The following is a 13,182-nucleotide window of genomic DNA, read 5'->3' as shown; positions in this document are numbered from 1 at the left end:
TTCGTTCAGTTACGTATTGCTAAGGTTAACAAGAGCTTTGACTAAGGAGCATGCAGCACCTATGGAGAGGGTGGTCTTGCCGAGACCGGGGGCGCCGGACAGCAGCACGTGGTCGGCGGTGGCACCCCGCGCGCGGGCGGCGCGCAGCACCAGGTCGAGCTGCTCGCGGACCTTCTCCTGGCCGATGAACTCGTCCAGGTCCTTGGGCCGCAGGGCGGCCTCGACGGCCTGGTCCTCCCCGTCGGCGACAGACCCCACCAACCGCTCCGCGGCGGGGCTGACGAGCCGTCCGATGAGGGCGGCGGTTTCGGCTTCGTCCCGGGTCATGCGGTCCACTCCTCTCAGCGGGCGCGGTTCAGGGTGCGCAGGGCGGCACGCAGCAGCTGCGACACCCTCGGGGCGGCACCGTCGGCCGCGGCGGCCTCGGCGGCGGGGGTGACGGCCGCGATCGCCTCCTCGGCCTCGTGCGCGGAGTACCCGAGGCCGACGAGCGCCGCGCGCAGCTGTTCGCTCCAGGGCGCGGGAGCGGCGGCGCCGGCCGGGTGGCCGGTCTCGGCGGCCCCGGCCGGCTCGCCGAGCCGGCCGGCGAGCTCCAGCAGCAGCCGCTGGGCACCCCTCTTGCCGATGCCGGGCACGGCGGTGAGCGCCTTCTCGTCGCCTTGGGCGACCGCCCGGCGCAGCGCGTCCGGGGTGTGCACGGCGAGCATGGCCTGGGCCAGGCGCGGGCCCACGCCGCTGGCGGTCTGCAGCAGCTCGAAGACCTGCCGCTCGTCGTCGTCCGCGAAGCCGTACAGGGTGAGCGAGTCCTCGCGCACCACCAGGGAGACGGCCAGCCTGGCCTGCCTGCCGATGCGGAACGCGGACAGCGTGTTGGGCGTGCATTGGACGGCCATGCCGACGCCGCCGACCTCGACGACCGCGGCGTCGGGGGCGAGCGCGGCGACCGTGCCGCTGACGAAGGCGATCATCGGATCGTGCCCCTTTGAAGTCGTGCGGGTGCGGGACGGGCCCTCCGGGCGCATCGGGCTCCGCAGACGGACCCCGTCTGCGGAGCCCGATGCGGACACGGGAAGATCTTCCGCGGGCCCCGGCCCATGAAGTGCACATTTCCCCATATGTCCACTCTGGCCAGGATTTCATGGTAACTCGAACAGGTGTACGAGGAAAGGTCGTGGCCGCCAGGAACCGTCCGGACCGATCGCCTCGGAACCGGTCCGGTGGACTCGGGAAGGGCCCGGCGTAGGGTCGGAGTATGCCTCCGTCCGAGAGTTCCGCCGCATCGGACGCGGCCCCGCCCCCGACACCTCGGTCCGCCCCGAGGAGGCCGTCGTCGCTGTCGCCCTCGCGTGCGGACGACTTCATGACCTGCCCGCTGCGCTACCGGCTCCGGGTGATCGACAAGCTGCCGGAGCCACCGAACGAGGCGGCGGCCCGGGGCGCCGTGGTGCACGCGGTGCTGGAGCGGCTCTTCGACGTGCCGGCCGGGCAGCGCACCCCGGGCCGCGCCCGCGCGTTGCTGCGTCCGGAGTGGGAGCGGCTGCTGAGCAGACGGCCCGAGCTGGCCGGCCTCTTCCCGGAGGACGCGGACGGCGCGTCGCTGGCCGCCTGGCTGGCCGAGGCGGAACAGCTGCTCGACCGGTACTTCCGGATGGAGGACCCGAACCGGTTGGAGCCCGCCGGGCGCGAACTGCACGTGGAGACGGTGCTGGAGTCGGGTCTCGAACTGCGCGGGATCATCGACCGGGTGGACGTCGCCCCGACCGGTGAGATCCGCGTGGTGGACTACAAGACCGGCCGGGCGCCCCCACCGGACTTCGAGTACCGGGCCATGTTCCAGATGAAGTTCTACGCCCTGGTCCTGTGGAGGCGGCGCGGGGTGGTACCGCGCCGCCTCCAGTTGGTCTACCTGGGCAGCGGCGACGTGGTGACGTACGACCCGGACGAGGCGGACCTGCGGGCGGTGGAGCGGAAGCTGCAGGCGCTGTGGGCGGCGATCCAGCAGGCGGTGGCGACGGGCGAGTGGCAGCCCAGCCCGAGTCGGCTCTGCGACTGGTGCGGCTATCAGAGCTTCTGCCCGGCGTTCGGCGGCACCCCGCCGCCCTATCCCCTGGCGTGACGCTCTTCCCGCTGACGATCATCGGGAAGAGCGTGCGCCGGATCGGCGTACCCGGACACCGGACGGTCGAACCCTCCGGTCACACGAGCACCTGGTCGACGAAGCACCAGCGCCAGTTCTCTCCGGGCTCGTGGGTCCGTATCACGGGGTGACCCGTCGCCCGGTGGTGCCCCGTCGCGTGCCGTCCCAGCGACGAGTCGCAGCAGCCGATGTGACCGCAGCTGAGACACAGGCGCAACTGCACCGGATCCGTGCCGTCCCGCAGACACTCCGGACACGTCTCGGTGAGCGGGGCGGGTTCCGGGAGCGGCAGCGCGTCGGCGTGCGTGCACTGTTTCATGATGGCCAGATTACGACGGTTGCACGGATCGCTGCGCGGAGATTCGGAGGTGGGCACGGCATGGACGTGATGCCGCTGTTGCTGCTGGTGGCGGGCAGTGCCACGCTCTCCGCCGCCGCCAGACGCACTCCGGTGCCGGCCCCGCTGCTGGTGGTCGCCGCCGGCCTCGCGGTCAGCTACGTGCCCGGTGTGCCCGTCTACACGCTCGACCCGCACATCGTCCTTCCGCTCATCCTGCCCCCGCTGCTGTACACGGCTGCCACCGACAGCTCCTACCTCGGTCTGCGGGCGCAGTTGCGGCCGGTCGCGCTGCTGTCGGTGGGGTACGTGCTGTTCGCGACCCTCGTCGTCGGCTGGGCCCTGTACCTGCTCGTGCCGGGTCTGCCGCTCACCGCGGCTCTGGTGTTCGGTGCCGTGGTGGCCCCGCCGGACGCGGTCGCGGCGACGGCGGTGGCGCGCCGGGTCGGACTGCCGTCCCGGATCACCACGATCCTCCAGGGCGAGTCCCTGCTGAACGACGCCACCGCGATCACCGCGTTCCGGGTGGCCCTGGCGGCGGCCATCGGCGAGGGCACGACCTGGGCCGGGGGGATCGGCGAGTTCCTGCTCGCGGCGTTCGGCGGCCTCGTGGTCGGTCTGCTGCTGATGGTTCCGCTGCACTGGCTGCGCACCCATGTGAAGGAGGCGCTGCTGCAGAACACGCTCTCCCTGCTGATCCCGTTCGTCGCCTACGCCGCCGCCGAGCAGGTGCACGCCTCCGGGGTCATCGCGGTCGTGGTCGTCGCGCTCTACCTGGGACACCGTGCGTGGGAGGTCGATTTCGCCACCCGGCTCCAGGAGGAGGCGGTGTGGAAGATGGTGGCGTTCGTCCTGGAGGCCGCCGTGTTCGCGCTCATCGGGCTGCAACTGCCGATCGTCCTCAGGGGACTCGGGGAGTACGCGGGCGCCGAGGCCCTCTGGTACGCGCTGGCCGTCTTCGCAGTGGTCGTCGTCGCGCGGTTCGTGTGGGTGTACCCGGCCACCTTTCTGCCACCGCTGCTGTCGGCCCGGATCCGGGAACGCGAGGGGAGACCCGGCTGGAAGTCGCCGTTCGTCATCGCCTGGGCCGGCATGCGCGGCGTGGTCTCGCTGGCCATCGCCTTCTCGATCCCGCTCACCGCCGGCGGCACCGGCTTCCCGCAGCGCAACCTGCTGCTCTTCCTGACCTTCACCACGGTCATCGGCACGCTGGTGGTGCAGGGGCTGACGCTGCCCCCGCTGATCCGCCTGCTGAAGCTCCCCGGGCGCGACGTCCAGGCCGAGACCCTCGCGGAGGCCAACGCCCAGGCGCAGGCCTCGCGGATCGCCGAGCAGCGGCTGGACGAGCTCCTGTCCGACGAGCGCAACGCCCTTCCGGCCCCGCTCGCCGACCGGCTGCGCACCGTCCTGGAGCGCCGCCGCAACGCCGTCTGGGAACGTCTGGGCCAGACCAACCCGGTCACCGGGGAGTCCGTGGACGACACCTACCGGCGGCTGTCGCGGGAGATGATCAGCGCGGAGCGTGACGTGTTCGTCAGACTCCGCGACGCCCGCTACCTCGACGACGAGATGCTGCGCACCCTGCTGCGGCGGCTGGACCTGGAGGAGGCGGCGGCCTACCGGGAGACGGCATAGCACGGCTCCCCACAGAACGGCTCCCCGTGCTCACGGGAAAGGGTGCCCCTGCGGCAACCGCCGTGACCGCGCCCCGCGCGGAACGCGGTGGTCACGTCCGCTGGAGCGGTGTCTTCGACGGCCGCTCCGGTGGACATGACCCGATGCCCCCGCGTACGGACGGAAGGAGTGCGTACCTGACGAGGTCAGGCGATGCCGGTCGCCGCGACGGCCAGAGCGGTCCGTACGGTCGACACGAGGTCGGCCCGGGCGGCCGCGGAACCGGTGTCGGGCCCTGCCGTTCGGTAGGCGTGGTGTTCGACGGCCGCGCGCAGGGCGGCATTGAGCATCGCGGCCCACACGGCCGGCCGCACGTCATCGGCGGGCAGTCCGGCCCGCTCGGCGAGGGCGCGCGAGAAGACGGGTTCCGCCTCGTCGTGCGTCTGCAGCCAGACGGCGCGCAGACCCGGTTCGGTCCGGGCCAGGCGCAGCAGGGCGCCGACGTCCGGTCCGGGCAGAAGCACGTCGGTGGTCCACAGGTGGTCGAAGGCGTCCTGCAGAGGCCTGCCGGGGCTCCACCGCCGCAGGGCGGTGGCGATCGTGTCGACACCGGTCGTCAGCAGCGGCCGTACGCAGCTCTCCTTGGTGGGGAAGTAGCGCCAGACGGTCCGCGCCGAGACGCCGACCGCCTGCCCGATCTGCTCACCCGTGGTCGCGGCGACGCCCTGGGTGATGAACAGGTCGACCGCGGCACCGGCGATCTCCAGCCGGATGGCGGCCTTGCGTTCCTCGGTCAACGGGGGGCGCCCCGTCCGTCCACGGGATGCGGTCATCCGTCCCTCCGGCTGCGGTGGTCCATGGTGCGTCCATTCTCCACACAGACTTTATGTCACTCAGAGACATAAAGAAGTAGGCTGCTGCCGCGGTGCGACACCGGTCCACCGCGTCGGCACTTCACTGGACGGAGCACTTCATGACCGGCGAGCGGAACGGACGCAGCGTGATCGTCACCGGAGCGGGATCCGGCATAGGACGTGCGGCCGCGCTCGCGTTCGCCGCTCAGGGGGACCGCGTCGTGGTGGCGGACCTCAATGCCGAGGGGGCCGCCGCGGTCGTCGAGGAGATCGAGAAGGCCGGCCGCACGGCGGTGGCCGTCACGGGTGATCTGAGCGAACAGACCGTCGTCGATCGGGTGACGGCGACGGCCGCGGAACGGTTCGGCGGCGTCGACGTCCTGGTCAACAACGCCGGGATCATGGACGGCATGTCGGCACTGGCCGACGTGAGCGACGCCGAATGGGAACGGCTCATCCGGGTCAACCTCACCGCGCCCTTCATGCTGACCCGTGCCGTGCTGCCGCTCATGCTGGCCGCCGGACGCGGCGCCATCGTGAACACCGCCTCCGAGGCCTCCCTGCGCGGCAGCGCGGCGGGCGCCGCGTACACGGCCGCCAAGCACGGTGTGGTGGGGCTGACGAAGTCGCTGGCGGTGATGTACCGCAAGAACGGCATCCGTGCCAACGCGATCTGCCCGGGCGGCACCGCGACCGCCATCACGGTGGACGCCGATCGAACGGCACACGGTCCGGCGGCACTGGGCCCGCACTTCGTCAACCTCGGCCGTGTCTCGCAGCCCGAGGAGCAGGCGGCGGTGATCCTGTTCCTCGCCTCGGATGCCGCGAGCAACGTCAACGGCGCGATCCTTCCGGTCGACGACGGCTGGTCCGCCGTCTGAAACAGCACATCCGCAGCAGTTCTCCGCCGCTTCGCGCCGCATGGAGTGCTCCGGTTTCGTACAGAGGGACACGGGCGCGGTCCCGGGCATGCAGCTTGGCCATGGCTCGCTGGACGTGGCCGCGCCCCGTCGGGTCCTCGTCCGCGCCATGCCCGCCCCTTCCCCGGTTGGCTGCGCCAAGGGTTCCGTATCTTTTGACGGTGCTGTGGATGTCCGGCCACCAGCGGGCCGTCGCGGCCCTGGCGACGTTCCTCAGCCCGAGCGAAGTCAAGCCGGTATCACGGTAGTTGACCTACGGATGCACAGCTCTGTGTGAAGCTTTCCCCATGACTCACCCGCGTGAAGAAGTCAGGGACAGGCTGCAGACCGATCGTCCGCACTCCGCCCGTGTCTGGAACTACCTGCTGGGAGGCAAGGACAACTACCCCGTCGACAGCGAGGCCGGTGAGGTCATCCTGAAGACCTTTCCGGAGTTCGCCGCCGTCGCACGGCTGCAGCGGAGGTTCCTCGCGCGCGCCGTGCGCTTCCTCGCGGGCGAGGCCGGTGTCCGCCAGTTCCTCGACATCGGGAGCGGACTGCCCACCGCCGACAACACCCACGAACTGGCCCAGCGCATCGCGCCGGAGAGCCGCATCGTGTACGTCGACAACGACCCCCTCGTCCTGGTGCACGCCCACGCCCTGCTCACCAGCAGCACCGAGGGCGCCTGCGCCTACATCGACGCCGACGCCAGGGACCCGGAACACATCCTCGCCGAGGCGGCGAAGACCCTGGACCTCAGCCGCCCGGTCGCCCTGACCATGCTGGGCGTCATGGGGCAGCTCTCCGACGCCGAGCGCCCCGCCGATCTGGTGAGCACGCTGATGTCGGCCCTGCCCCCGGGCAGCTACCTGGCCCTGAGCGACGGCACGAACACCAACGAGGCGCTCAACACCGCGGTCGGGGTCTACAACGGGCAGTCGGCCAACACCTACCACCTGCGCTCGCCGCAGGAGATCGCCTCCTTCTTCGCCGGTCTGGATCCGGTGGAGCCGGGGGTCGTGTCCACGACCGCCTGGCGCCCGGACGCCGACCGGGCCGAGGAGGACACGGCCGACGTCTCCGTGTGCGGTGTCGCGGTCAAGAGGTGACCCGCCCCGCCGCTCGGTGGTCCCACGGAGGCACCCGGGCGACCGGCAGTCGGTCCCGCCCGGCCCGGGCGGTCGCGTACGCGGGCGACCTGCCCGTCGCCCTCCTCCGTGCGGGCGAGAGACACCCGCGCAGGACCCTGGTCCGGCCGACCCTGCCGGTCTGGAGGAAAGCCCGGCTCAACCACGCCCCCACCGGCCTGGCCCGGGTGAAGGAAGGTCGCTCCCCCGGGCGGCAGCCGGAAGCGGGATGTCCTCACCCCCGTCCGGGCCGGTCGGCCCGGGGTCGGTGGGCCTGGTCTCGGCTCCGTCGATCCGCAGCGTGGTCCCCTCGGCCTCGGTGCAGGCGAATCCGCCCGCCAGGGTGCGCGGCCGAACCCCGGGACGGTCGGGGACCGCGGAGCCGCGTGCCGCCGGCAGGGGGCGTCAGTCGACGGGTGCCACCCGGATCAGGTTGCCGTCGGGGTCGGCGACGACGAATGTACGGCCGAACACCTCGTCGTGGGGTTCCTCCACCGTCTTGACGCCCTTCGCCGTCCAGTCCCGGAACTGCTGGTCGATCTGTTCGGGACCGCCGTTCACGGTCACGCACAGTTCACTGGTGCGCGGCGCCGTCAGATGGCCCGAGACCCCGCTCCACAGGGCCAGGTCGAACCCGTCGGTGAGGGGGAACGAGATGAACCTGGGCGTTTCGAAGCTCGGCTCGATGTCGAACAGTTCCGCGTAGAAGCGGGCGGACGCCGGTGCGTCGGAGACGTGGACGATGACCATGTTCGGGACTGCCATGAGTGGCTCCTTCGGTTCTGCCGGTCGATCCGGACGATCCGGTCGGTCCGGGCGAGAGGAGCCTGCCGGTCATACATGACAGATCCTGTCGTGTTCCCGTGAGAACCTCGGCGTCATGACCCCGGATCGCTTCTTCTCCCTGTTGCTGGCCCTCCAGACCCGCGAGGTCATCACCACGGCCGTTCTCGCGGAGCGGGTCGGGGTCTCGGTGCGCACCGTGCTGCGGGACCTGCGATGGCTGCAGGAGGCGGGCTTTCCGATACTGGTCGAGCGCGGCCGCTGGGGCGGGGTGACGCTGCTGCCCGGTGGCGCGCTCGACACCTCGCGGCTCACCCCGACCGAGCGCGACCATCTCGTGCTCCACGGTCTGGACGACGAGCAGCGCCACCAGCTGGGCGCCGGTACCGAGAGCCGCCGGGCCCGAGCGAAGGTCGCGGCACGGCGACATCCGGCGTCGTCTCGACTGCCGATCAGCGCTGTCGTCACCACCGACAACAGGCCCTGGTTCGGCCGGGACGCCGAGGGGGCCGATCCGAGCGCCGTCGTCGGTGACGTACGCCGCGGTGTGCGGCTGCGCATCCGCTACCGGCGTTCCGAGGACGTCGAGCCGGCCTGGCAGGTCGTCGATCCGTACGGCCTGCTGGCCAAAGCGGGCCGGTGGTACCTCGTCGCCGATCGCTCGGGAGTTCCCCGGCTGTACGCCCTTGAACGGCTTGTCGAATGGCGACCGATGCGCGCCCCGCGCCGGTTGCGCCCCGGAACGGCCCTCGCCGACGTGGTGACGGAACTGACCTCGCGCTGGGAGACGAGCGATGCCGTCCGGATACACGCACGACTCGCCGCCCGCCAGCTCGATCGCGCCAGGCGCATCCTCGGTTCCCGTCTGACCGTGCGGTCCCACGAAGGCGAGGAAGCCACGATCACGGTGGCATGCCGGGAGATCGAGGACGTGCGCCAGTTGCTGCCCTTCGCGGACGACCTCACCGTGACCGATCCCCCCGAAGCCCGTGACCGGATCCGCGAGCTCGCGACACGGACCCTTCGCCGGTACGACTAGCCTCGCGCTTTCACGCGGCGGGCCGTCCACGGGTCGACGAAGTACTGGAGTCGACCGGAAGAGCGGGCGCCGCCGCAGGCTTCTCCCGGCCCGCGCGGTGGTCTGCTTCGTTCTGGCTCTCCGCCTGTTCGGCGGCTCCGACAGCGAAGGACCGCTGGGGCACCGGGCGGTTCTGCGAACCCTGGAGGAGGACTGTTTCTCCCTGGCTCCCTGACCGGTACGCCTTCCCACAAAGAAGCGTTCGCGCTGTCCCGGCCCGGCGGGGTGTCCGTGTCGGTCCGCGGTGCGGGGCTCCGTACCCACGGTGTCCGCCCCGTGATCGGCGTGGTCGGCGTCGCGTCCGTCCGAGTACGCCGCGCCCCTGCCGCCCGGCCGGCGGCGTGGGCTCCGGCGGCTCGTGAGGGCACCTCGGGCTTCTCCCGTCGGCGGCACCGATCAGCTCGGCGGCAGCTGGAGCGTGCAGGTCTCTCCGGGAGCGATGGTGACGGCTCGGTCGGCGAGCACCACGCGGACCGGCGATTCCTCCGAGTCCGGTACGCCGAGTTCCAGCTGCCCGCTGTGGCGCCGCAGGCTGATGCCCCAGTGACCGCGGTAGCGCAGGGAGAACCCGTACTCGGACAGCGCCGGAAGCGGCACCGGGTCGAGCCACAGGGCGTCCTCGCGGGTCTCCAGTCCGGTCAGGCAGCGCTGGACGAGGTCGAGGGTCCCCGCCATGGCGCCGAGGTGGACGCCTTCGCCGGTCGTGCCGCCCTGGACGTCGGCGACGTCCGACTCGAGGGCCTCATGGAAGTACTGCCACGCCTCCGCCCGTCTGGCCCGGGCGAGGACCCAGCCGTGGACGAGTTCGCTGAGGGTGGAGCCGTGGCTGGTGCGCCGGAGGTAGTAGTCGACGGTCCCGCGCCAGATCGCGTCGTCCATCGCGTACCCCAGCCGCCGGAACAACCGCTGCAGTTCCGTGGGCGAGAAGAGATAGCCGAGCATGAGGACGTCGGCCTGTTTGGAGGCCTTGTAGCGGTTGGCCGAGTCTCCCTCGGCCTCGAGGATCCGGTCCAGTCTGCGGATGCTGTCGTACCGGGCGCGGTAGCCGTCCCAGTCCAGCTCGGCGAGGTCGCCGTAGCCCTCGAACTGGCTGATCACGCCCTGGTGGTAGGGCACCCGCAACCGCCGGGACACCTCCTCCCACCTGGGGAGCTGGTCACGGTCCAGGCACACGTGCTCGAACAGCTCCTCCCTGCGCCACGCGGGAAGCCGCCGTACGAGGTCCAGGGCGCGGGTGATGACCCAGGCGGCGGTGACATTGGTGTACGTGTTGTCGTCCAGGCCGGGCCGGGAGGAGCCCGGGTAACCGTCGTGGTACTCGTCGGGGCCGACCACCCCACGAATGCGATAACGGTTCGACTCCGGGTCGTGGACCGCCGTGTCCGCCCAGAAGCGGGCGATCTGCAGCAGCATCTCCGCGCCCTTGGTGTGCAGGAACTCCGTGTCGCCGCTGGCCTCGCAGTACTGCCACACGTTGTACGCGATCGCCGAGCCCACATGGTGCTGGAGCCGGGAGTGATCCGGCAGCCAGCGGCCCGAGCGGGGGTTCAGATGCAGCTCCTGGGTCTCCTCACGGCCGTCGCTGCCGCTCTGCCACGGGTACATCGCCCCCGTCCGGCCGGCCGCGGCCGCCGCCCGGCACGCCTGCGGCAGGCGCCGGTGGCGGTAGGTCAGCAGTGCCCGGGAGACCTCCGGGAAGTGCAGGTTCAGATACGGCAGCACGAACAGTTCGTCCCAGAAGACGTGCCCGCGGTAGGCCTCGCCGTGCAGTCCCCGGGCCGGCACTCCCACGTCCAGGTCCGCGGTGTGCGGTGACAGCGTCTGCAGCACGTGGAACAGGTGCAGGCGCAGGATGCGGCCCGCCTCGCCGGGCACCCGGACCTCCGCGCGCCGCCACAGCCGCTTCCAGGCGGCGACGTGGGAGTGCAGCAGGGCGGCGAAGTCCGATGCCTCGGTCACCCGGTCGACGGCAGCCTCGAGCGGGTCGGCGATCGCCGTGTCGCGTGAGGTGTGCAGCGCCACGGTCTTCTCGACCTCGACGGGCCGGCCCGGACCGATCGGGATCACCAGGCGGTGGACCGCGCGGTGCCGGTCGGGACGCAGCTGTGAGGAGGACGCGGGCAGCCCCACGACGGCACTCCGGGCGGCCATGGCGATCCCGATGTCCGAGGTGCTGGTCCGGCAGCGCAGCCACACCGTCCCGGGCTCCCGCACGCCGGTCCGTACGCGGGCCAGGTGGTGCCGGTTGAGAGACCGGTAACGGTGGACGTTGGCGTTGATCACATCGCCGTCGAGGGCGGACTCGACCTCGACGTCTCCCGTCCAGTCCTCGGCGGTGAGTACCGTCCGCAGCGCCGCCAGATGCGGGTCCCCCATGTGCACCAGGCGGATCTGTTCCACCCGGAGCGCTCTCGCGGCGTCGTCCCGGTAGCGCGAGGTACGGATGAGCACGGCCCCGCGCAGATCCAGGACCTGCCGGTGGTCGAGCAGGGCTGTGGAGTCCGGGGTGAGCCACGGCCCCCATGTCCCTCCCCGGGAACGCAGACGAAAACGCAGCGGCAGCCAGTTCGGGAGGTTGACCATGTCCTCGTTGGCGACCTGGCGCCCCGCCACGGTCGACTCGAGGCGGTTGTAACACCCGGCCGCGTAGGTCCCCGGGCAGTGCACCAGGCCCGCCCTGCACTCGGGCACCGCGCCACGGGTGGCGAAGTAGCCGTTGCCGAGCGTGCAGAGCGATTCCCGCAACCGCTCGGCGGCGGGGTCGTACCCCTCGTACTCCCACGTCCACTCCGACATCGGCCGCCCTCGCATCTCTCCTTGCCGGACCGTGCAGGAGTACGACGCCCCTCGGGCTCAGCCCCGTTGCGGAACGACGGCGACCGGGCACTCGGCGTGGTGCAGCAAGGTGTGGGCGACCCTGCCGAGCTGGAGACCGAAGTGGCCGTGCCGCCGCAGGGCTCCGACGACGATCAGGTCGGCATCGGCCGATGCCTCCAGGAGGACCTTGTGGGCGGGACCTTCGACCGGTGTGCGGCGTACGTCGACGTCCGGGTGTTCCCGTGCCGCTTCACTCAACGCCTCGGCGAGGCCGGCCGACGCCCGTTCCTCGGGCGCGGGCCTGCCGTCGTCCGCGCGGTGGGGGTCCGCGTGCTCAGGAGCCGGACTGCGCCAGGCCCGCACGGCCTCCAGGGCCGAGCCGCGCACCTCGGCCTCGCGGAAGGCGAACCGCACCGCACCCGGACCGTGGGGCAGGTCGCCCACCCCGACCACCACCCGTCCGAAGGCTCCCTGCCGGTTCCGTTCCCCGCCACGGACCACGATGACCGGGCACATCGCGCGAGCGGCCACCGCGAGACCGACCGACCCCAGCGTCAGCCCGGCCAACTCACCGCGCCCGCGGGAGCCCGTGACCAGGGACCACGCCTCCTGTCCGGCCGCCAGCAGCGCCGACACGGGGTCGTCGGGGAGCACATCGCTCGACACCTTGACCTCCGGGCGGCGCTGCCGGGCCCGTTCCGCTCCGGAGGCGACGATGTGCTGGGCAAGGACGGCTTCGGCGGGACGCTCCCGTCCGAAGGACGGGACGCCTCCTTCGTACCGCTCCCACAGCGAGGCATGGACCAACCGCAGAGGAAGCTTGTGCCGCGCCGCCTCCTCCACCGCCCAGTCCACCGCCTCCAGGCTGGGATCCGAACCGTCGACCCCCACCACCAGCGAGAGTTCCATGGTCACCACCGCCTTCCCGTCCTGCCGCTCACGAGACTCCCTGCCCATACCGTCGCACTGCCCACGGCCCGCCGCGACCTCCGGACCCGGCACCCGGGGAATCAGGCCGTCCGCGAGGTCGTGCTCGGCGCCGCCCACCGGCGGTGTCGCGTTCACTTCCTGACTTCCTGACTTCCTGCGCGATGTCTTCGCGGTGATCCCGAAGGACTCCGGCGAGATGGTGGCCGCGACGATCCGCACGATGCGAGCCCCGAGGCGACCCGTTCCTCGCCGGGAGCGACGGCCCTCTCCTGGGTACTGTCCTCTGCGGCGGCGACCGGCTGGTCGTACCCGAGGGGGGTCGGCGATCCGTGGCCCGGGACGGGTTGCGCAGCCGCTGTGGACGACCCCCGGACGGTCTGCTCGGCCCAGTCGTGCCCGGTGCACGGCGCAGAGCCTCCCGGGCCACCCGGTGTGCGGCCGCCGGATTCCCGGAGGATCCGGCGACTCCCCCTACCCAGGTTGCGAGGCATCGTGCATCCCTCTCGGCCCCGGATCGCTTCCGGTGCTCCTGACGCCCTCGAACCTCTTCCCCGCCGAGGTGGATGCCCAGAGGCCGCACAGCCCTTGCACGGATCTTCGCCC

11 protein-coding genes and 2 pseudogenes are annotated in these 13,182 nt (G+C 71.7%); 6 read left to right on the top strand and 7 right to left on the bottom strand.

The window, feature by feature from the left end; genetic code table 11:
• Positions 1-42 precede the first annotated feature (42 nt).
• Both ACTWJ9_RS30675 and ruvA read right to left on the bottom strand, forming a co-directional pair.
• Positions 43-327 (bottom strand): annotated as a pseudogene (locus ACTWJ9_RS30675) (Holliday junction branch migration DNA helicase RuvB); the annotation flags it as partial.
• A gap of 14 nt (positions 328-341) precedes the next feature.
• Positions 342-968, bottom strand: coding sequence for a Holliday junction branch migration protein RuvA (gene ruvA, locus ACTWJ9_RS30670; protein ID WP_443295004.1), 627 nt, complete (start codon positions 966-968; stop codon positions 342-344).
• 284 nt (positions 969-1,252) lie between these two features.
• On the opposite strand from ruvA, the gene ACTWJ9_RS30665 reads away from it, so the two are divergent.
• Positions 1,253-2,116 carry a RecB family exonuclease gene (locus tag ACTWJ9_RS30665; RefSeq protein ID WP_279337541.1) on the top strand — a complete coding sequence of 288 codons (864 nt, stop codon included), beginning with the start codon at positions 1,253-1,255 and terminating at the stop codon, positions 2,114-2,116.
• Between the two features lie 79 nt (positions 2,117-2,195).
• On the opposite strand, the gene ACTWJ9_RS30660 is transcribed toward ACTWJ9_RS30665, so the two are convergent.
• A complete protein-coding gene (locus ACTWJ9_RS30660; RefSeq protein ID WP_279337540.1) occupies positions 2,196-2,456 on the bottom strand; it encodes a UBP-type zinc finger domain-containing protein in 261 nt (86 codons plus the stop codon).
• A 60-nt stretch (positions 2,457-2,516) separates the two neighbouring features.
• Between ACTWJ9_RS30660 and ACTWJ9_RS30655 the strand changes: the two genes are divergently transcribed.
• On the top strand, positions 2,517-4,109 hold the full coding sequence (locus ACTWJ9_RS30655; RefSeq protein ID WP_279337539.1) for a Na+/H+ antiporter: 1,593 nt from the start codon (positions 2,517-2,519) through the stop codon (positions 4,107-4,109).
• 185 nt (positions 4,110-4,294) lie between these two features.
• Here ACTWJ9_RS30655 and ACTWJ9_RS30650 read toward each other — a convergent pair whose 3' ends face one another.
• Positions 4,295-4,921 carry a TetR/AcrR family transcriptional regulator gene (locus tag ACTWJ9_RS30650; protein WP_279337538.1) on the bottom strand — a complete coding sequence of 209 codons (627 nt, stop codon included), beginning with the start codon at positions 4,919-4,921 and terminating at the stop codon, positions 4,295-4,297.
• Positions 4,922-5,061: 140 nt separating this feature from the next.
• Between ACTWJ9_RS30650 and ACTWJ9_RS30645 the strand changes: the two genes are divergently transcribed.
• Positions 5,062-5,823, top strand: coding sequence for an SDR family NAD(P)-dependent oxidoreductase (locus ACTWJ9_RS30645; RefSeq protein WP_387039931.1), 762 nt, complete (start codon positions 5,062-5,064; stop codon positions 5,821-5,823).
• 326 nt (positions 5,824-6,149) lie between these two features.
• A complete protein-coding gene (locus tag ACTWJ9_RS30640; protein WP_443295003.1) occupies positions 6,150-6,953 on the top strand; it encodes an SAM-dependent methyltransferase in 804 nt (267 codons plus the stop codon).
• A gap of 423 nt (positions 6,954-7,376) precedes the next feature.
• Here the strand turns inward: ACTWJ9_RS30640 and ACTWJ9_RS30635 are convergent, their stop codons facing one another.
• A complete protein-coding gene (locus ACTWJ9_RS30635; RefSeq protein WP_279337534.1) occupies positions 7,377-7,736 on the bottom strand; it encodes a VOC family protein in 360 nt (119 codons plus the stop codon).
• A gap of 115 nt (positions 7,737-7,851) precedes the next feature.
• Between ACTWJ9_RS30635 and ACTWJ9_RS30630 the strand changes: the two genes are divergently transcribed.
• Positions 7,852-8,793 (top strand): helix-turn-helix transcriptional regulator, encoded by a 942-nt coding sequence (locus tag ACTWJ9_RS30630; protein ID WP_279337533.1) that lies wholly within the window; start codon positions 7,852-7,854, stop codon positions 8,791-8,793.
• Between the two features lie 435 nt (positions 8,794-9,228).
• Here the strand turns inward: ACTWJ9_RS30630 and ACTWJ9_RS30625 are convergent, their stop codons facing one another.
• Positions 9,229-11,628 (bottom strand): glycoside hydrolase family 65 protein, encoded by a 2,400-nt coding sequence (locus ACTWJ9_RS30625; protein WP_387039933.1) that lies wholly within the window; start codon positions 11,626-11,628, stop codon positions 9,229-9,231.
• 57 nt (positions 11,629-11,685) lie between these two features.
• On the bottom strand, positions 11,686-12,558 hold the full coding sequence (locus ACTWJ9_RS30620; RefSeq protein WP_387039937.1) for a universal stress protein: 873 nt from the start codon (positions 12,556-12,558) through the stop codon (positions 11,686-11,688).
• Between the two features lie 105 nt (positions 12,559-12,663).
• On the opposite strand from ACTWJ9_RS30620, the pseudogene ACTWJ9_RS30615 reads away from it, so the two are divergent.
• Positions 12,664-12,835, top strand: a pseudogene (locus tag ACTWJ9_RS30615) (IS256 family transposase); the annotation flags it as partial.
• Between the last annotated feature and the right edge of the window lie 347 nt (positions 12,836-13,182).

It is taken from the genome of Streptomyces sp. GDS52, from assembly GCF_052246875.1.
GTDB classification, from domain to species: domain Bacteria; phylum Actinomycetota; class Actinomycetes; order Streptomycetales; family Streptomycetaceae; genus Streptomyces; species Streptomyces cathayae.
The sequence above is the reverse complement of the archived record's forward strand: the minus strand, read 5'-3'. Positions and strand labels throughout refer to the sequence as shown.

Bases quoted from the DNA above. Each gene is read 5' to 3' on its own strand.
- ruvA (WP_443295004.1), bottom strand. From the start codon at position 968: ATGATCGCCTTCGTCAGCGGCACGGTCGCCGCGCTCGCCCCCGACGCC.
- ACTWJ9_RS30640 (WP_443295003.1), top strand. From the start codon at position 6,150: ATGACTCACCCGCGTGAAGAAGTCAGGGACAGGCTGCAGACCGATCGT.
- ACTWJ9_RS30665 (WP_279337541.1), top strand. From the start codon at position 1,253: ATGCCTCCGTCCGAGAGTTCCGCCGCATCGGACGCGGCCCCGCCCCCG.
- ACTWJ9_RS30650 (WP_279337538.1), bottom strand. From the start codon at position 4,921: ATGACCGCATCCCGTGGACGGACGGGGCGCCCCCCGTTGACCGAGGAA.
- ACTWJ9_RS30660 (WP_279337540.1), bottom strand. From the start codon at position 2,456: ATGAAACAGTGCACGCACGCCGACGCGCTGCCGCTCCCGGAACCCGCC.
- ACTWJ9_RS30635 (WP_279337534.1), bottom strand. From the start codon at position 7,736: ATGGCAGTCCCGAACATGGTCATCGTCCACGTCTCCGACGCACCGGCG.
- ACTWJ9_RS30620 (WP_387039937.1), bottom strand. From the start codon at position 12,558: ATGGAACTCTCGCTGGTGGTGGGGGTCGACGGTTCGGATCCCAGCCTG.
- ACTWJ9_RS30625 (WP_387039933.1), bottom strand. From the start codon at position 11,628: ATGTCGGAGTGGACGTGGGAGTACGAGGGGTACGACCCCGCCGCCGAG.
- ACTWJ9_RS30645 (WP_387039931.1), top strand. From the start codon at position 5,062: ATGACCGGCGAGCGGAACGGACGCAGCGTGATCGTCACCGGAGCGGGA.
- ACTWJ9_RS30655 (WP_279337539.1), top strand. From the start codon at position 2,517: ATGGACGTGATGCCGCTGTTGCTGCTGGTGGCGGGCAGTGCCACGCTC.
- ACTWJ9_RS30630 (WP_279337533.1), top strand. From the start codon at position 7,852: ATGACCCCGGATCGCTTCTTCTCCCTGTTGCTGGCCCTCCAGACCCGC.